Origin of the sequence: Kitasatospora sp. NPDC057904 (assembly GCF_042887925.1) — a bacterium.
Classification (GTDB): Bacteria; Actinomycetota; Actinomycetes; order Streptomycetales; family Streptomycetaceae; genus Kitasatospora.
Genome location: NZ_JBHVOL010000029.1, coordinates 25772 through 43123 on the forward strand (window position 1 = coordinate 25772; position 17352 = coordinate 43123).

A 17352-nucleotide genomic window follows, 5' to 3' on the forward strand; every position below is an offset into this window, starting at 1 on the left:
ACTTTGCCCGGTCTTGACCCCCGATTCCCAGTTCACTCCCTTTACTATCGATTTAGCGAGTTGGAACCGCAATGAAGCATCGATTCGCATCCCTGAGGAGCCAATAGCCTTTGATCATTGGGAGTGCCACGCCATGCCCGACGTCCTGCACGACTGGATCGTCCTCCGGCAGGACACGATCGTCCGGCTCGCCGGGCTGATCTCACTGCTGCTCGTCGCCTACATGGTCCTGGTGTTCGGCCGCTTCCTGGTCTACTGGGCCGGCTCCCGCCACGCCTTCAAGCGCAACCTCGCCGCCGAACCCGGCGACCCCGCCGCCTTCCAGTGGCACCTGGTCATCCCCTGCCGCGACGAGGAGGCCGTGGTCGCCCAGACCCTGGCCGGCCTGCGCGCCTCCGCGCCCGAGGCCCACCTGTGGGTCATCGACGACGACAGCGAGGACGCCACCCGCGAACTCGTCCTCGCCGCCGCGGCCCACGACGACCGCGTCCACCTCGTCCAGCGCCGCCGCCCGCACGCGCGGATCGGCAAGGGCGCCGCCCTCAACGCCGCCTACCGCGAGATCTCCGCCCGGCTGCCCGAGGACACCGACCGCTCCCGCGTCGTCATCGGCGTCGTCGACGCCGACGGACAGCTCGGCGCCGGCACCCTCGCGCAGGTGTGCAGCGACAAGGCGCTCGGCCGCCCCGACACCGGCGCCGTCCAGATCGGCGTGCGCATGCGCAACGCCGACGACGAGCTCCCGCTGCCCGGCCGCGGCCGCACCGCCAACGCGTTCGCCCGCGCGCTCGTGCGGATGCAGGACGTCGAGTTCCAGGCCAACAACGCCGGCATGCAGCTGCTGCGCCGGCGCACCGGCAGCGTCGGCCTCGGCGGCAACGGCCAGTTCGTGCGCCTCACCGCCCTCGACTCGCTCACCGCCGAGGAGGGCCGGGCCGGGCGGCCCTGGCCCGAGCGCGCCCTGCTGGAGGACTACGAGTCCGGCCTCGACCTGCGCCTGGCCGGCTGGCGCCTGACCCACGTCACCGAGGTCCAGGTCTCCCAGGAGGCCCTGGTCTCGCCGCGCCGCTTCCTCACCCAGCGCACCCGCTGGGCCCAGGGCAACATGCAGTGCCTGCGCTACACCGGCCGGGTGCTGCGCTCCCCGCACTACACGTGGCCGGGCAAGGCCGAGGTGCTGTACACCTTCCTGCAGCCGGTGGTCTGCGTGCTGCTCGTGCTGCTCACCCCGCTGTCGATCGTGATCACCGCGGCCGGGCTGGTGCTCTTCCCCGCCGAGACCGCCGACTTCCAGCTGCGGTTCGGGCCGTACATGGCCGTCGCCTTCGTCGTCGCCACGCTGCCGATGGTGTTCTGGGGCTTCGCCTACCGCACCCTCGTCCACCCCGACCGCCGCCGCCTGACCGGGCTGCTCTGGGGCGTCCTGGTGTGGATCTACGCCTACCACCTGTTCGTCGTCGCCACCCGGGCGGCCGTGCGGATGCTGCTCGGCCGCAACGGCTGGGCCAAGACCCGGCGCAACGCCGAGAAGGTCGCCGCCGGCGCCCCCACCGCCCTCGAATCCTGAGCCCCGACAGATACCCACGGAGCCTCCTCCCATGAGCACCTGCCTGCCCCCGTCCAGCGTCGCCGTCGTCCTCGGCACCCGCCCCGAGCTCGTCAAGCTCGCCCCGCTGATCCACGAACTCGGCGACGCCACCCGTCTGGTGCACACCGGCCAGCACTGGGACGAGGCCATGTCCGGCCGCTTCCTGCGCGATCTGGACCTGCCCCGGCCGGAGCTGCTCACCGGCGTCGGCGGCCGGCCGCGGGCCGGGCAGATCGCCCAGTCCCTCGGCCAGCTCGACGCCGCCTTCGCCGAGGACCGCCCGGTGGCCGTCGTCGTCCAGGGCGACACCAACGCCACCCTCGCCGGCGCGCTGGCCGCCAACGCCCGGGAGATCCCGCTGGTCCACGTCGAGGCCGGGCTGCGCAGCTTCGACCGGGCGATGCCCGAGGAGCACAACCGCGTCATGGTCGACCACGTCGCCGACCTGCTGTGCGCCGCCACCCCCGACAACGTCGCCAACCTGCGCGCCGAGTCGCTCGACGAGCGGCGGATCGCGCTCACCGGCAACACCGTCGTCGAGGTCGTCCGCCGCCAACTGCCGGACCAGGAGGCGCGCGCCGCCCTGCTCGCCGCGCACGGGCTGCGCCCCGACGGCTACGTCCTCGCGACCGTGCACCGCCCGGAGAACACCGACACCGCCGAGGCGCTCGGCGCCGTCCTCGCCGAGCTGGACCGCATCGCGCGGGCCGGCACGCCGGTGCTGTTCCCGATGCACCCGCGCACCCGGGCCGCCGTCGAACGCTTCGGGCTGGACGGGCTGCTGGAGCGGATCGCCGTCACCGGACCGGTCGGGTACGCCGACTTCCTCGGCCTCGCGAGCCACGCCGCGCTGCTGGTCTCCGACTCCGGCGGCGTGCAGGAGGAGTGCACCGTGCTCGGCCGCCCGCTGCTGGTGGTGCGCCGCTCCACCGAGCGCCCGGAGGCCGTGGACGCCGGCTTCGCCGCGCTGGTGCGGCCCGGCGAGGAGCTGGGCGAGCTGGCGCACGCCTGGCTGTCCGACACCCCCGAGCGGCTGGCCCGGCTCGCGGCCACCCCGAGCCCGTACGGCGACGGCCTCGCCTCGGCGCGCATCGCCGAACTCACCGCCCGGATCACCGAGTCCGCCCGGTCCGAGGCCGGCACCGGCCTGCGGGCGGCGTAGTCCTGATCGCCAGTCGGGCTTGACAGCCGGATTGGTCTACTCCACCTTGTGAGGCAAGTCCCGTTTCCCGAGCGGGACTTGAGTTGTCGGCAGCTCCCGCACGCGCACCATCGACACCCCGGACGGCGCCGCCCCCACAGCACGCCGCCGGGCCTCCCCCACAGGAGATGGAGTCATGCCACCTGCCCGACACCGGCGGCGCCCGCGCGCCGTCCGCACCCTGCTCGCCGGGGCCGGCGCGATCGCGCTGGGCCTGAGCGGACTCGTCCTCGTCACCGGCACCGGCGCCCGTGCCGCGGACGTCGACCTGATCACCAACGGCGGCTTCGAAGCCGGCGCCCTCACCGGCTGGTCCTGCACCGGCGGCACCGTCCAGAGCGCGACCGTCCACTCCGGCTCGTACGCGCTGCGGTCCACCCCGGGCGCGGGCGACACCGGCGAGTGCACGCAGACCGTCGCCGTGAAGCCCTCGTCGGCGTACACGCTGAGCTCCTGGGTGCAGGGCTCGTACGTCTACCTCGGCGCTCGCGGCACCGGTGGCACCGACCCCAGCACCTGGACGACGTCGGCGGGCTGGGCGCAGCTCAGCACCGGTTTCACCACCGGCCCGGCCACCACGAGCGTCACCGTCTACCTGCACGGCTGGTACGGGCAGGCGGCGTTCCTGGCCGACGACGTCTCGCTGGTGGGCCCCGGCGGCCCGCAACCGTCGCAGAGCCCGACGTCCCCCTCGTCCCCGAGCCCGACCGTGACGGGCAGCCCGACCGCCACGGCGACCGCGACGGGCAGCCCGACCGGCACCCCGACGAAGCCGCCGGGCCTGCCCAAGCACGTGCTCACCGGCTACTGGCAGAACTTCGACAACGGCGCCGCCGTCCAGCGCATCGGCGACGTCCCGGCCGCGTACGACATCATCGCGGTCGCCTTCGCCGATGCCACCGCCACGCCGGGCGCGCTGAGCTTCACCCTCGACCCGGCCCTGTCCTCGCGCCTCGGCGGCTACACCGACGCACAGTTCAAGGCCGACATCGCGGCCAAGCGCGCGGCCGGCAAGCGGGTCGTGCTCTCGGTCGGCGGACAGAACGGCACCGTGTCGGTGGCCGACCCGGCGTCGGCGGCGAACTTCGCAGACTCCGCCTGGTCGCTGATGCGGACCTACGGCTTCGACGGGATCGACATCGACCTGGAGAACGGCGTCAACGCGACGTACCTGGGCCAGGCGCTGCACGCGGTCGCGGCCAAGGCCGGCAGCGGGTTCGTCCTGACCATGGCGCCGCAGACCATCGACATGCAGTCGACCGGCATGGAGTACTTCAAGCTGGCGCTGAACGTGAAGGACGTCCTCACCATCGTCAACATGCAGTACTACAACTCCGGCACGATGAACGGCTGCGACGGCAACGTGTACGCGCAGGGGACCGAGAACTTCCTGACCGCGCTCGCCTGCATCCAGCTCCAGGGCGGGCTGCGGCCCGACCAGGTCGGGTTCGGGGTGCCGGCCTCGACCAGCGCCGCGGGCGGCGGGTACGTGAGCGCGGGCGTCGTGAACGCCGCGCTGGACTGCCTCGCCGCCGGCACCGACTGCGGCAGCTACCGGCCCGGCACCACCTGGCCGGGGATCGGCGGGGCGATGACCTGGTCGACCAACTGGGACGCCTCGGCGGGCAGTCCGGTCGCCGGCACCATCGGCGCGCACCTGCACGCCATGCCGTGAGCCCGGCCCGGAGACCCGGGCCGGGTTCGGACTCCGGCGCGGCCCCCGGCTCAGACCCCGGCCCGGGCCTCCGGCACGTGCGCCGCACCGCCGCCGTGGCGACGGCGCAACTCGGCGGTGATCTCGCCGAGTTCGCCGTCGGGCAGGAACGGCAGCATCATCGCGACACCCTGCAGCAGGCCGCCGAGCAGGAAGGTGGTGTCGGCGTTCGCGGCGACCAGGCCGCGGACCTCCGCCACGTCCCCGACGGCCACGGCCTCGATCAGCCGGGCGGCGTCCGCGGTCTCCTCGTCCACGCAGACCGCGCCGGCGTCGACCGGGGCGCGCCTGGCCATCGCGCGCAGCACCTTGTCGCCGACCGCGGGGGCGTAGGCCTTGCGGACCGCCTCCGCGGCGATCCAGGCGAGCAGGGTCGTCACCTCGCGCTCGGCGTGCTCGGCGAGCAGCACGTCGAGCTCGTGGTCGAAGGCGAGCTGGTTGCCGTGCCGGAACGCGAGCAGCAGCGTCGCCGCCCTGGCCTTGGCCTCCTCGACCGCCTCGGCAGGAAGTTCGTCGACCAACTCTTCGGTCACCACCACGCCATGCCCTCCCGTCCGTTGGCTCAGCGAAACGCCCGGCAGAAACCCGCTGGTGCGCACCGCGCAAACTCAGAGCACACCGTACACATCCGACCTGCAAACTTCCGAGAACCCGCGCTGGCAAGACCGGAATGAATTCGAGCGGAATAGGACCTTACCCGGTCCAGGATGAATATTCGCCGGAAGGGAGCAATGGCGCTGGGCTATTCGGCGTAAACGGCCGAGGGGCCGTACTCCGCTCGGCGCGGAATACGGCCCCTCGTGGACCGGTGGGGCGGCTCAGCCCTGCGGCAGCGCCGCGAGCTGGGCGGTGATCCGGGCGATGTCGGCCTCGGCGGCCTCCAGGCGGGTCCGGATCTTGGCGACCACGTCGTCCGGCGCCTTGGCGAGGAACGCCTCGTTGCCGAGCTTGCCGGTGGTCTGGGCCTTCTCCTTCTCGGCCGCCGCGAGGTCCTTGGCGAGGCGCTTGCGCTCCGCCGCGACGTCGATGGTGCCGGAGAGGTCCAGCGCCACGGTGGCGCCGGCGACCGGCAGCGAGGCGGTGGCCGCGAAGCCCTCCTCGGGGGCGGTCAGCCGCAGCAGCGAGCGGATCGCGTCCTCGTGGGCGGCCAGCGCGGTGCCGTCCAGCTCCAGGGTGGCCGGGACGCGCTGGCCCGGCTTGAGGCCCTGGTCGGTGCGGAACCGGCGGACCTCGGTGACGACCTGCTGCAGCGTGGCGATCTCCGCCTCGGCCGCGGCGTCACGGAAGCCGCTGTCCTTCGGCCAGTCGGCAATGACGACCGACTCGGCGCCGGTGAGCGTGGTCCACAGCGTCTCGGTGACGAAGGGCACGATCGGGTGCAGCAGGCGCAGCGTGACGTCCAGGACCTCGCCGAGCACCCGGCGCGCGGCGTCGGCCTGCGGGCCGGCCTTGGCCAGGGTGGTCTTGGAGAGCTCGACGTACCAGTCGAAGACCTCGTCCCAGGCGAAGTGGTACAGGCCCTCGGAGAGCTTGGAGAACTGGTAGTCGTCGTACAGGCCGTCCACCTCGGCGACGGTGCTGTTGAGGCGCGACAGGATCCAGCGGTCGCTCGCGGTCAGCTCCTCCGGCGCGGGCAGCGGGCCCTCGACGGTGGCGCCGTTCATCAGCGCGAAGCGGGTGGCGTTCCAGATCTTGTTGGCGAAGTTGCGGGACGCCTGGACCCAGTCCTCGCCGATCGGCACGTCGACGCCGGGATTGGCACCGCGCGCGAGCGTGAAGCGCAGCGCGTCGGAGCCGTACTTGTCCATCCAGTCCAGCGGGTTGACCACGTTGCCGAAGGACTTCGACATCTTCTTGCCGTTCTGGTCACGGACCATGCCGTGCAGCGCGATGGTGTGGAACGGCGGGGTGCCGTCCATCGCGTAGAGGCCGAACATCATCATCCGGGCGACCCAGAAGAAGAGGATGTCGTAGCCGGTCACCAGGACGGAGTTCGGGTAGAACTTCGCGAGGCTCTCGGTCTGCTCGGGCCAGCCGAGCGTGGAGAACGGCCACAGGCCGGAGGAGAACCAGGTGTCCAGGACGTCGGTGTCCTGGTGCCAGCCCTCGCCGGCGGGCGGCTGCTCGTCCGGTCCGACGCAGACGACCTCGCCGTTCGGGCCGTACCAGACCGGGATGCGGTGGCCCCACCACAGCTGGCGCGAGATGCACCAGTCGTGCAGGTTGTCGACCCAGTCGAAGTAGCGCTTCTCCATCTCCTGCGGGTGGATCTTGACCTTGCCGTCGCGGACCGCGTCGCCGGCGGCCTTCGCCAGCGGGCCGACCTTGACCCACCACTGCATCGACAGCCGCGGCTCGATGGTGGTCTTGCAGCGCGAGCAGTGGCCGACCGAGTGGACGTACGGGCGCTTCTCGGCGACGATCCGGCCCTCGGCGCGCAGCGCGGCGACGATCGCCGAGCGGGCCTCCAGGCGGTCCAGGCCGAGGAAGGGGCCGTGCACGGTGATGACGGCGTGCTCGTCCATCACGGCGATGTTCGGCAGGCCGTGGCGCTGGCCGATCTCGAAGTCGTTCGGGTCGTGCGCGGGCGTCACCTTGACGGCGCCGGTGCCGAACTCCGGGTCGACGTGGGCGTCGGCGACGATCGGGATGCGGCGGCCGGTGAGCGGCAGCTCGATCTCGGTGCCGACCAGGTGCTTGTAGCGCTCGTCCTCGGGGTGGACGGCGACCGCGGTGTCGCCCAGCATCGTCTCGGCGCGCGTGGTGGCGACGACGATGGAGTTCTCGCCCTCGCCGTAGCGGATCGAGACCAGCTCGCCGTCGTCGTCCTGGTACTCCACCTCGATGTCCGAGATGGCGGTCAGGCAGCGCGGGCACCAGTTGATGATGCGCTCGGCGCGGTAGATCAGCTCGTCGTCGAAGAGCTTCTTGAAGATGGTCTGCACGGCCTGGGAGAGGCCCTCATCCATGGTGAAGCGCTCGCGCGACCAGTCCACGCCGTCGCCGAGGCGGCGCATCTGGCCGGAGATCTGGCCGCCGGATTCCGCCTTCCACTGCCAGACGCGCTCGACGAAGGCCTCGCGGCCCAGGTCGTGGCGGGACTTGCCCTCCTTGGCGAGCTCGCGCTCGACCACGTTCTGGGTGGCGATGCCGGCGTGGTCCATACCGGGCTGCCAGAGCGCCTCGTAGCCCTGCATCCGCTTGCGGCGCACCAGCGCGTCGATCAGCGTGTGCTCGAAGGCGTGGCCCAGGTGCAGGCTGCCGGTCACGTTCGGCGGCGGGATGACGATGGTGAACGGGGGCTTGTCGCTCTTGGCGTCCGCGGTGAAGTAGCCACGCTCTACCCAGCGCTCGTACAGCTCGCCCTCTACGTCCGCGGGGGTGTAGGTCGTCGGGAGGGTTGCCGCATCGTCCCCGGTGGTGCTCACGGGGCGCTGGTTCGTCGTGTCGGTCACGACGCACAGTTTACGTAACGGCGGGCTCGGGTTACGAACCGCTTTCGGTCCGCGGACACCGCGCTCCCGACCGGCTCCCCCGTCGGCGGCGTGCGGTACCGTGCCCGGACAATCGTCTGGATTTCCGGACGTACACGGGACAATTCCACACCAGACAGGCCGCGGGTGCGGCGGGGGAGCACAGACAGATGTACGGCCAGGGTCAGCAGTATCCGCAGGGACAGCCGCAGCCCTACGGGGGACAGCCCCCGTACGGCGCGCCGCAGCAGCCGCAGCCGCCGTACGGGGCGCCGCAGCAGCCGCAGCAGCCGTACGGCGCGCCGCAGCCCCAGTACGGCTATCCGCCGCAGGGCCAGCCGCAGTACGGCGCGCCCCAGCAGCCCTACGGCGCGCCTCCGCAGGCCCCGTACGGCCAGCCGGGGTACCCGCCGCCGCCGAAGAAGGGCAAGGGCGGCCTGGTGGTCGGCCTCGTGATCGGCGCGCTCGTGCTCGGCGGCGGCGGCTTCGCCGCGTGGAAGGTCCTCGGCGGCAAGGACTCCTCGGGCGGCAACTACAAGCTCTCCGCCCCGCAGTCGCTGCCGGACGGCTACGTCAAGAAGTCGTCCGACGAGAAGCCGGCCGACCCCAACAAGCCCGAGTCCACGAAGTACGGCTCGAACCTCATCGGCGTGATCTCCAGCTACACCAAGGGCGCCGACCCGCTCGACACGATCTCGGTGATCGGCATCTACGGGCAGCTGAACAGCCCCGACCAGATCATCCAGGAGTCGAAGCAGGACAGCGGCGGCCTCACCTGGACGACGCCGATGACGGACTACCCCGCGAACGACAGCACGAGCTCCGCCGCGAAGCTCGCCTGCGGCGCCACCAGCATCATCGGCAAGCCCGGACCCGTGGTCTGCGTGTGGGCCGACAAGTCCACCTACGGCCACGTCAGCTTCAACCACGTCAGCATCACCGGCACCGCCCCGACCCCGCTCTCCCCGGCCCAGGCCGCGGAGAAGACCCGCGCCATCCGTGACGCGATGAAGGTGGCCAAGTGACCGACCAGAGCCCGTACGGCGCACCGCCGCCGCCCCCCAACCAGCCCTACGGGGCACCGCCGCCGCCCGCCGGCCAGCCCTTCGGGGCTCCCCCGCCGCCCACCGACCAGCCCTACGGCGCCGTGCCGCCGCAGGCGCCGCCACCCGGCTACCCCGCGCCCGACCAGGCCGGCTACCCCGGGTACGGGATGTACCCGCCGCCCCCGCCCCGCACGTCGCACAAGACGCTGTGGATCGTCCTCGGCTGCGTCTTCGGCGTGCTGCTCCTCGGCGGCGGCGCGCTCGCGTACTTCGTCTTCGACGTGACGAGCAACGCGGGCACCCAGAAGATCGTGATGCCGACGGCCTTCAAGGACCTCAAGGCCAACGACGACCCGACCACGACCCGGAAGATCCAGGACGAGATCACGTCCAAGATCGGCAACGGTGACGGCAACTGGAAGCCCACCGGCGTCGCCGCGGTCTACCAGGACGCGAACTCCGACCCGCAGCTGGTCGCGGTCGGCGTGTACGGCAAGGTCCTGCTGCCCAAGCAGGAGCTGGACCAGATGTTCCAGGGCTTCTCCGGCTCGGGCGGGCAGGTCGGCGACCGGCACGCGGTCGACCCCGGCCCCAAGGGCGGCACCATGGAGTGCGGGACGTCCGTGGACGGCGACACCAAGATGGCCGTGTGCGCCTGGGCCGACAGCAGCAGCCTCGTGATGGTGCTCAAGGGCGCCGACGACGGCACCCAGCCGGACGTGGACAAGCTCGCCGCCGACACCCGCGACCTGCGCGCGGTCGCCGAGGTGCCGAAGTAACCACGAGCCACCCACCGGGCGAACGGAACACGCGAGAGGGCCCCGCACCACGACGGTGCGGGGCCCTCTCGTTCAAGGCTTCAGGACTCAGGCGCTCTTCTCGCGCCGCTCGCGCTTGATCATGTCGCGCGGGACGAGCGTCGGGATCGCGTGCTTGGAGACCACGTCCCCGGTGACCACCACGCGGGCGACGTCCTGGCGCGAGGGGACCTCGTACATCACGGACATCAGCACCTCCTCCATGATGGCCCGCAGCCCGCGCGCGCCGGTGCCGCGCAGGATCGCCTGGTCGGCGATCGCCTCCAGCGCGTCACGCGTGAACTCCAGCTCCACGCCGTCCAGTTCGAAGAGCTTGCGGTACTGCTTGACCAGCGCGTTCTTCGGCTCGGTGAGGATCTGCAGGAGCGCCTCGCGGTCCAGGTTGTGCACGCTGGTGATCACCGGCAGACGGCCGATGAACTCCGGGATCATGCCGAACTTCACCAGGTCCTCGGGCATCACCTGACGGAAGTGGTCGCTCGCGTCCGACTCCCGCTTGGAGCGGATGTTCGCGCCGAAGCCGATGCCCTTGGCACCCGCGCGGCCCTCGATGATCCGCTCCAGGCCGGCGAACGCGCCGCCGACGATGAACAGCACGTTGGTGGTGTCGATCTGGATGAACTCCTGGTGCGGGTGCTTGCGCCCGCCCTGCGGCGGCACCGACGCGGTGGTGCCCTCCAGGATCTTCAGCAGCGCCTGCTGCACGCCCTCGCCGGAGACGTCCCGGGTGATCGACGGGTTCTCGCTCTTGCGCGCGACCTTGTCGATCTCGTCGATGTAGATGATCCCGGTCTCGGCCTTCTTGACGTCGTAGTCGGCCGCCTGGATCAGCTTGAGCAGGATGTTCTCGACGTCCTCGCCGACGTACCCGGCCTCGGTCAGCGCCGTGGCGTCCGCGATCGCGAACGGCACGTTGAGCATCCGGGCCAGGGTCTGCGCCAGCAGGGTCTTGCCGGAGCCGGTGGGGCCCAGCAGCAGGATGTTGGACTTGGCCAGCTCGATCGCGTCGTCGCGGCCGTTGCCGCCGCTGCGGCCCGCCTCGCCCGCCTGGACGCGCTTGTAGTGGTTGTAGACGGCCACCGACAGCGCCTTCTTGGCGAGGTCCTGGCCGACCACGTACTGGTCCAGGAACTCGTAGATCTCGCGCGGCTTCGGGAGTTCCTCGAAGCGCACCTCGGAGGTCTCGGCGAGTTCCTCCTCGATGATCTCGTTGCACAGGTCGATGCACTCGTCGCAGATGTACACGCCTGGGCCGGCGATCAGCTTCTTCACCTGCTTCTGCGACTTGCCGCAGAACGAGCACTTGAGCAGGTCGCCACCGTCTCCGATGCGTGCCACGAGGTGCTTCCCCTTCGCCAGGGGCCCCGCGGGGGTTCCGGGGCCTGGTGCTGTGGACCGTCAACGCCGACGGCGATCGGTCTCGCTATCCGACGGTACTCTGCCGGGCCCCTGATTCCGTCCTCTTCGCCGGGTCTGCCCTACGCCCTGGGCGAATTGATACCGAACAGATGCCGTCGCGGCGGCCGCCGAAGGGTCCGGGGCGGGCGCGCGCGACCCGCGCGCGCCCGCCCCGGCGCCCTGCCGACCTCAGGAGGTCAGCGAGGTCTTGCGGGTGGAGATGATCTGGTCGATCAGGCCGTACTCGGCGGCCTCCTCGGCGGTGAGGATCTTGTCGCGCTCGATGTCCTCGCGCACCTGCTCCACCGACTTGTTGGAGTGCTTGGAGAGCATCTGCTCCAGCTGCTCGCGCATCCGGAAGATCTCCTTGGCCTGGATCTCCAGGTCGGACACCTGGCCGCGGCCGGTCTCGGTGTACGGCTGGTGGATCAGGATCCGGGCGTTCGGCAGCGCCATGCGCTTGCCGGGGGTGCCGGCCGCGAGCAGCACGGCCGCGGCGGAGGCCGCCTGGCCCATGCAGACCGTGGTGATGTCCGGCTTGACGTACTGCATGGTGTCGTAGATGGCCGTCAGAGCCGTGAACGAGCCGCCGGGCGAGTTGATGTACATCTGGATCTCGCGGTCCGGGTCCATCGACTCCAGGCACAGCAGCTGCGCCATGATGTCGTTCGCCGAGACGTCGTCGACCTGCGAGCCGAGGAAGATGATGCGCTCCTCGAACAGCTTGGCGTACGGGTCGTACTCGCGGATGCCCTGCGTGGTGCGCTCGACGAAGCGCGGGACGATGTAGCGGCCCTCGGCGCGCATGTCCTCGACGCGGGCCTGGGCGGCCGACAGGCTGGGGATGTTCATGGGGGTTCTTGTCCTCCGGGGCGTTGGGGCTGTGGTCTCGTGGGCCGGGCCGAGGCTCAGGCGCCCGTGCCGCCGCCGCCGGGAACGTCCGCGGCGCTGTGCATGATCGCGTCGATCAGGCCGTACTCCAGGGCCTCCTCCGGCGTGAACCAGCGGTCGCGGTCGGAGTCCCGGGTGATCTGCTCGAAGGACTGGCCGCTGTGGAAGGCGATCAGCTCGGACATCCGCTTCTTGGTGCGCAGCAGCTGCTCGGCCTGGATGCGGATGTCGGTGGCGGAGCCGCCGAGGCCGGCCGACGGCTGGTGCATCAGGATGTTGGCGTTCGGCAGCGAGAAGCGCTTGCCCTTGGCGCCGGCCGTCAGCAGGAACTGGCCCATCGAGGCCGCCATGCCCATCGCGATGGTGACGACGTCGTTCTTGATGTACTGCATGGTGTCGTAGATCGCCATGCCGGCCGAGATCGAGCCGCCCGGGGAGTTGATGTAGAGGAAGATGTCCTTTTCCGGGTCCGCGGCCAGCAGGAGCAGCTGCGCGGTGATCTTGTTGGCGATGTCGTCGTCGACCTGCTGGCCGAGGAAGATGATCCGCTCGTTGAGCAGCCGGTTGTAGACCTGGTCGCCCAGGCCGCCGAGCACGTCACCAGAGGCGGCGTGCGGCGCCATCGGGCCCATCTGCATCTGCGGGAACGTCACTTAGCCACCTGCTCAGTCGATTTGGACGGTCGCCGGGCGGCCGTCACGGTGTCGCACAGCTTCCGGGTATCACGTCGTGATTGTTGCTGTCCAAGGACCCTAACGCGCAGGCCGGGCCGCAGAATCCCCCACGCAGAACTGTTCGCTGTGAGCGCAGGGTCACGCGCGCCGGACGGGACTGCTCCGGTTGGGGTGCCCGCGCCGGGAACGGCGACGGGCCCGGACGCCATGACGGCGTCCGGGCCCGCTGCGTGCCTCAGGGGGCTACCGCGGCCATCAGGCCTCGGTGGTCTCCTCGGCGGCGGCCTCGGTGGCCTCGACGGTCTCGCCCGACTCGTCCTCGTCGTCGAAGTTGACCTCGTTGCCCTCGGTGTCGACGACCTTGGCGGCCTCGACCACGGTGGCCAGCGCCTTGCCGCGGGCGACCTCGCCGACCAGCAGCGGAACCTGGCCGCCCTGGACGACCTGCTGGGCGAACTGGTCCGGGGTCAGGCCGGAGCCGGCGGCGCGGCGGATGAGGTGCTCGGTGAGCTCCTCCTGGTTGACCCCGAGCTCCTCGTTGGCGACGATCTGGTCCAGGACGAACTGGGTCTTGATGCCCTTCTTCGCCTGCTCCTCGATCTCCGCCTCCCACTCCTCGCGGGTCTTGCCCTGGGTCTCCAGGTAGGCGTCGATGGTCAGGCCCATCGGCTCCAGCTGGTGGTGCTCCAGGTTGTGCTTGCGGGTCTCGATCTCGTCCTTGAGGAGCTTCTCCGGGTACTCGATGTCGACCAGCGCGAGCAGGGCGTCGAGGACCTTCTCCTGGGCCTGGGTGGCCTGGTCGTACTCCTTCATGCGCTCCAGGCGCTTGCGGGAGTCGGCGCGCAGGTCCTCCAGGGAGTCGAACTCGCTGGCCAGCTGGGCGAACTCGTCGTCCAGCTCGGGCAGCTCCTTCTCCTGGACGGCGGTGACGGTGACGGTGACCTCGGAGGTCTTGCCCGCCTGGGTGCCGCCCTTGAGCTCGGTCTCGAAGGTCGCGGTGCCACCGGCCTCCAGGCCGGTGACGGCGTCGTCGATGCCGTCGATCAGGCGGCCGGAGCCGATCTCGTAGCTCACGCCGTTGGCGGTGCCGTCCTCCGGCACCTCGCCGTCGACCGTGGCGACGAGGTCGACGACCACGATGTCACCGGCGGCGGCGGCGCGCTCGACGTCCTTGACCGAGGAGAAGCGCTCGCGCAGCTGCTCCAGGGACTTCTCGATGTCCTCGTCGGCGACGACGATCGGGTCGACGGTCACCTCGATGGAGGAGAACTCCGGCAGGGTGATCTCCGGGCGGACGTCCACCTCGGCGGTGAACTTCAGGTCACCGCCATCGGCGATCGTCTCGACACCCTCGATGTTGGTGATGTCGGGCTGGCCGAGGACCTCGATCTTGCCCTCGTCGACGGCCTGCGTGTAGAAGCGCGGCAGGGCGTCGTTCACGGCCTCCTCCAGCACGGCGCCACGGCCGAAACGCTGGTCGATGACGCGAGCCGGGATCTTGCCCTTACGGAAGCCCGGAACCGTGACCTGCTGGTTGATCTTCTTGTACGCCGCGTCGAGGCTGGGCTTGAGCTCCTCGAAGGGCACCTCGACGGTGAGTCGAACCCGGGTCGGGTTCAGAGTCTCGACGGCGCTCTTCACGGTTTGGTCTCCTATGGGCTTGCGGTCAGGTTGCCTCCCCAGCCCCGGATCGCGCCGGCCGGGGCCGGTACGGGTGGGTCTGGCGAGACGGGCGATGGGCGGTTGGAGCTGCATCTCCCGTGGGGGGTGGACGGTGAGCGTGACTCCTCGCCCTCGTGCGGTTGACCTGGGTGTTCGCCGCAGGGACTACCGCCAGCGCCCCATCCTACCGGTACCACGAAAGGCGGACGCCAGACGTCACCGTACCCGGGGAACAGAACAGGGCCCCGCCCGGTGGGCGAGACCCTGCCGCACGTCGGGGTGACCGGATTCGAACCGACGGCCTTCCGCTCCCAAAGCGGACGCGCTACCAAACTGCGCCACACCCCGTGGTGCCGAGAGGAAGCGTACACGCCGGGCCCCGGCGGTTCGCCGACTTATTCCGGGCCGCCGGAAGGGGTTTCGGGAGCGCGTCCGGGGGGCGCGGAGAAATGCGGTGTGCACGGGAGCGACCGGACCAGGTACGCTGTTCCCCGAACTTCCGGCTCCGTGCCGGGGGATCACGCGGGCGTAGCTCAATGGTAGAGCCCTAGTCTTCCAAACTAGTCACGCGAGTTCGATTCTCGTCGCCCGCTCCACGGCCCGGCCCCGGTGCGTCCTCGCACCGGGGCCGTCGGCGTTCCCGGGTCCGTCCGCAGGTCAGAGCCCCAGGCGGGCGGCGCGGGCCGCGGCGCGGTCGAGCAGCAGGTGGACGTCGGCCTCCCGGGTGGTCGGGCGGTCGTTGTACTCGTCCGGGGAGTGCGCCGGGCGGCCGGTCGCGTGCAGGACCTCCATCAGCTGGACGCGCGCCGTACGGACGGTGCGCGGGGTGCCGTAGCCGTGCGCGAGGACGGCGGCCTGCGCGCCGAGGAGGCAGACCCGGCCGCCCGCGTCCCACAGCGCGCCCTGGAGCCAGCCGAACGCGCCGATGTAGCGCGAGGCGAGCCGCAGGTGGTCGGCGGCGCTGACCGGCACCGGACGGACGGGGCGGCGCAGCACCCGGCCGACCAGGGTCGCCCGGGGCTCGGGGTGGCCGGCGTGCCACGCGAGCGGGGCGGTGCCGTACGGGCAGACGTACGGGACGGGTGTGCGGGCGGAGGCGGGCAGGGAGGCGAGGTAGGCCTCGACCTCGGCGACCAGGCCGGAGCCGTCGGCGCCCCTCAGGATCGACGGCGGGAGGGGCAGCAGCGGCGGCGGGGGCGTCGGGACGGTGCGGGGCATGCGGTTCTCCGGGCTGGCGGCCTTCAGGTTCCGCTCCCAAAGTGGGGCATGGCGGACATTTCCGCGACCGGAGGTCCGGGCGGTCCGGGCGGTTTCCCGGCAGGCTGTCGGGCCGATAGCCTCGGCGCGTTCGAGCACGGTTCGATCGCGTGTCCGGAGCGTCACGCGGAACCGCGCGTCACGCAGATCACTACGCAGACGACTGCGGTCCCGAGGTGGAGGAGTTCCGGTGCGTCCCGAGGAGCGGCTTGCCGTCATACAGCGCTGCGTCGTGCGGGAGATGGCGGGGCTCGGGCAGGTGTTCACCGTCGACGGCGAGGTGGTGCGCGGCCCGGGCACGACGGCGGTGGCCGTGCGCGAGCACCCGGGCGGCGACGGGGCCGGTCACGTCGACCTCGGCTTCGTGCTGCACCTGGGGCGGGCGGACGCGCCCGTGGTCTGGGACTGTTCGGCGGGCCTCGGCAAGACCGAGGAGGAGAAGCTCGCCAACGCGGTGAAGATGTGGGCGACCACCACCGCCTCGGTGCTGGTCGAGCTGGCGGACGGCCGGGGCGTGTACGCCGACCGCGCGGACCACGCCGAACTGCCCGGCTGGCACGCGCTGCAGGGGCCGGCGGCGGTGTTCGGCTTCGGCAACGAGCGGCTGGCGGCCTGGCTCACGGAGCACCGGGTGCTGCCCGCGCTGGCGCCGGCGCTGCGGCCGGGGCTGACCGGGGCGGGGCCGGTCGGGGTGAAGCTCTTCCTGGGCGGGAAGGCGGGCGACGACGTCGCCGAGGTCCGGGTCGACGGCGAGGTGTCGGAGGCGGCTTCGGCGGCGCTGCGCGCGCTGGACTGGCCGCGCGGCGAACGCCTGTGCTGGGCACGGCTGTTCGTCCTGCTGACGGCGGTGCGCCCGGTCGGGCCGGCGGTGGTGCCGGCAAGTGCCGGGGCGCCCGCACCGGTGCGCACGCCCGCCCCGGCGGCAGTGCGCCCCCGGGGACTGTTCGCTCGCTGGCGGGAGGCCAGACGGGCCGGCCGGTGACCCTCGCGCGGGTGCCGCCGGCCCTCCCGTCAGCCGCCGGTGATGCCGGAGATGCTGTGGGCCAGGTTCGCCAGCAGGGAGTTGATCGAACCGGCGACGGTGGTCTCGTGGAGCATGAAGCCGAACAGGGCGGCGATGATCGCGTGCGGGATCTTCAGCTGCTTGTTGCGGATGAAGATGATGCACAGGATCGCGAACAGGACCAGCGCGGAGACGGAGAGTGCCACCCGGACTCACTTCCTCGTTTCATAGCGTGGCGCCACCGGCCGGCGGCACCTGCGAAGCCGGACCCCGGCCTGTCCGACGGTCCCGAGGCGGAATCGCGGACCGTCCGGCACACCCCGGCCGGGCGGGGAGCACTCAGCGATCGCACAAGCTCTTCCGTGCCGCACGTGACGCCCCCCATCCCCCGAATCCTGACCAGTCCCGCCCGGACTCAGTGTGGTCGACCGTGCCGATTGCGTAAAGGTCTGACAGTCGGCCCAACGCCGATATCCTGGGATGCGAGACGAGTTTCCGCCGTCCGAGACGATAGCCGAGTCGTTCTGACGAATCGTCGGCGGGGCCGCGCTGAGCGGCCGGGAAACGCGCGGCGGCGGGGAACGGAAGGCTCAGGTCCACTCCGCTGACGGGGCGCCCGATTTGGCC

Annotated in this window: 14 protein-coding genes and 2 tRNA genes; 7 read left to right on the plus strand and 9 right to left on the minus strand. The window is 71.4% G+C overall.

The window, feature by feature from the left end:
• Positions 1 to 133: 133 nt before the first annotated feature.
• The 3 genes from ACFVSN_RS39680 to ACFVSN_RS39690 all read left to right on the plus strand — a co-directional run bounded on the left by ACFVSN_RS39680 (position 134) and on the right by ACFVSN_RS39690 (position 4464).
• Positions 134 to 1567, plus strand: coding sequence for a glycosyltransferase (locus ACFVSN_RS39680; RefSeq protein ID WP_387958298.1), 1434 nt, complete (start codon positions 134 to 136; stop codon positions 1565 to 1567).
• Positions 1568 to 1598: 31 nt separating this feature from the next.
• A complete protein-coding gene (gene wecB / locus ACFVSN_RS39685; RefSeq protein WP_387958301.1) occupies positions 1599 to 2750 on the plus strand; it encodes a non-hydrolyzing UDP-N-acetylglucosamine 2-epimerase in 1152 nt (383 codons plus the stop codon).
• Between the two features lie 175 nt (positions 2751 to 2925).
• A complete protein-coding gene (locus tag ACFVSN_RS39690) occupies positions 2926 to 4464 on the plus strand; it encodes a chitinase (protein ID WP_387958304.1) in 1539 nt (512 codons plus the stop codon).
• Positions 4465 to 4514: 50 nt separating this feature from the next.
• Here ACFVSN_RS39690 and ACFVSN_RS39695 read toward each other — a convergent pair whose 3' ends face one another.
• Both ACFVSN_RS39695 and ACFVSN_RS39700 read right to left on the minus strand, forming a co-directional pair.
• Positions 4515 to 5042, minus strand: a complete 528-nt coding sequence (locus tag ACFVSN_RS39695) for a hypothetical protein (protein WP_380446126.1) — start codon at positions 5040 to 5042, stop codon at positions 4515 to 4517.
• Positions 5043 to 5321: 279 nt separating this feature from the next.
• Positions 5322 to 7958 (minus strand): valine--tRNA ligase, encoded by a 2637-nt coding sequence (locus tag ACFVSN_RS39700; RefSeq protein ID WP_387958307.1) that lies wholly within the window; start codon positions 7956 to 7958, stop codon positions 5322 to 5324.
• A gap of 188 nt (positions 7959 to 8146) precedes the next feature.
• Here ACFVSN_RS39700 and ACFVSN_RS39705 point away from each other — a divergent pair, with 188 nt between their 5' ends.
• Positions 8147 to 9001 (plus strand): hypothetical protein, encoded by an 855-nt coding sequence (locus tag ACFVSN_RS39705; protein ID WP_387958310.1) that lies wholly within the window; start codon positions 8147 to 8149, stop codon positions 8999 to 9001.
• Positions 8998 to 9801 carry a hypothetical protein gene (locus ACFVSN_RS39710; protein WP_380446129.1) on the plus strand — a complete coding sequence of 268 codons (804 nt, stop codon included), beginning with the start codon at positions 8998 to 9000 and terminating at the stop codon, positions 9799 to 9801. Before ACFVSN_RS39705 ends, ACFVSN_RS39710 begins: the two co-directional genes overlap by 4 nt.
• 87 nt (positions 9802 to 9888) lie before the next feature.
• Here ACFVSN_RS39710 and clpX read toward each other — a convergent pair whose 3' ends face one another.
• From clpX to ACFVSN_RS39735, 5 genes are all read right to left on the minus strand, one after another.
• Positions 9889 to 11178, minus strand: a complete 1290-nt coding sequence (gene clpX, locus ACFVSN_RS39715) for an ATP-dependent Clp protease ATP-binding subunit ClpX (protein ID WP_329931163.1) — start codon at positions 11176 to 11178, stop codon at positions 9889 to 9891.
• Positions 11179 to 11427: 249 nt separating this feature from the next.
• Positions 11428 to 12090 carry an ATP-dependent Clp protease proteolytic subunit gene (locus ACFVSN_RS39720; protein ID WP_380446130.1) on the minus strand — a complete coding sequence of 221 codons (663 nt, stop codon included), beginning with the start codon at positions 12088 to 12090 and terminating at the stop codon, positions 11428 to 11430.
• A gap of 56 nt (positions 12091 to 12146) precedes the next feature.
• The gene (locus ACFVSN_RS39725) at positions 12147 to 12761 is read right to left on the minus strand and encodes an ATP-dependent Clp protease proteolytic subunit (protein WP_329931219.1); all 615 of its coding nucleotides are present in this window, start codon (positions 12759 to 12761) and stop codon (positions 12147 to 12149) included.
• A 297-nt stretch (positions 12762 to 13058) separates the two neighbouring features.
• Positions 13059 to 14444 (minus strand): trigger factor, encoded by a 1386-nt coding sequence (tig, locus tag ACFVSN_RS39730; protein WP_380497743.1) that lies wholly within the window; start codon positions 14442 to 14444, stop codon positions 13059 to 13061.
• Positions 14445 to 14739: 295 nt separating this feature from the next.
• A tRNA-Pro gene (locus ACFVSN_RS39735) sits at positions 14740 to 14813 on the minus strand.
• Positions 14814 to 14987: 174 nt separating this feature from the next.
• Here ACFVSN_RS39735 and ACFVSN_RS39740 point away from each other — a divergent pair.
• Positions 14988 to 15061: transfer RNA gene (locus ACFVSN_RS39740), tRNA-Gly, on the plus strand.
• Between the two features lie 61 nt (positions 15062 to 15122).
• Here ACFVSN_RS39740 and ACFVSN_RS39745 read toward each other — a convergent pair.
• Entirely contained in the window at positions 15123 to 15683 is a 561-nt protein-coding gene (locus tag ACFVSN_RS39745; RefSeq protein WP_387599877.1) for a hypothetical protein, read from the minus strand.
• 229 nt (positions 15684 to 15912) lie between these two features.
• Here ACFVSN_RS39745 and ACFVSN_RS39750 point away from each other — a divergent pair, with 229 nt between their 5' ends.
• Complete coding sequence (locus ACFVSN_RS39750) at positions 15913 to 16704, plus strand: DUF6348 family protein (RefSeq protein WP_380446133.1); 792 nt, start codon at positions 15913 to 15915, stop codon at positions 16702 to 16704.
• A gap of 29 nt (positions 16705 to 16733) precedes the next feature.
• Here ACFVSN_RS39750 and ACFVSN_RS39755 read toward each other — a convergent pair whose 3' ends face one another.
• Positions 16734 to 16931 carry a hypothetical protein gene (locus tag ACFVSN_RS39755; protein ID WP_363648347.1) on the minus strand — a complete coding sequence of 66 codons (198 nt, stop codon included), beginning with the start codon at positions 16929 to 16931 and terminating at the stop codon, positions 16734 to 16736.
• Between the last annotated feature and the right edge of the window lie 421 nt (positions 16932 to 17352).

Coding starts and splice junctions, on each gene's coding strand:
- ACFVSN_RS39680 (WP_387958298.1), top strand. CDS start 134: ATGCCCGACGTCCTGCACGACTGGATCGTCCTCCGGCAGGACACGATC.
- wecB (WP_387958301.1), top strand. CDS start 1,599: ATGAGCACCTGCCTGCCCCCGTCCAGCGTCGCCGTCGTCCTCGGCACC.
- ACFVSN_RS39690 (WP_387958304.1), top strand. CDS start 2,926: ATGCCACCTGCCCGACACCGGCGGCGCCCGCGCGCCGTCCGCACCCTG.
- ACFVSN_RS39705 (WP_387958310.1), top strand. CDS start 8,147: ATGTACGGCCAGGGTCAGCAGTATCCGCAGGGACAGCCGCAGCCCTAC.
- ACFVSN_RS39720 (WP_380446130.1), bottom strand. CDS start 12,090: ATGAACATCCCCAGCCTGTCGGCCGCCCAGGCCCGCGTCGAGGACATG.
- ACFVSN_RS39725 (WP_329931219.1), bottom strand. CDS start 12,761: ATGGGCCCGATGGCGCCGCACGCCGCCTCTGGTGACGTGCTCGGCGGC.
- ACFVSN_RS39745 (WP_387599877.1), bottom strand. CDS start 15,683: ATGCCCCGCACCGTCCCGACGCCCCCGCCGCCGCTGCTGCCCCTCCCG.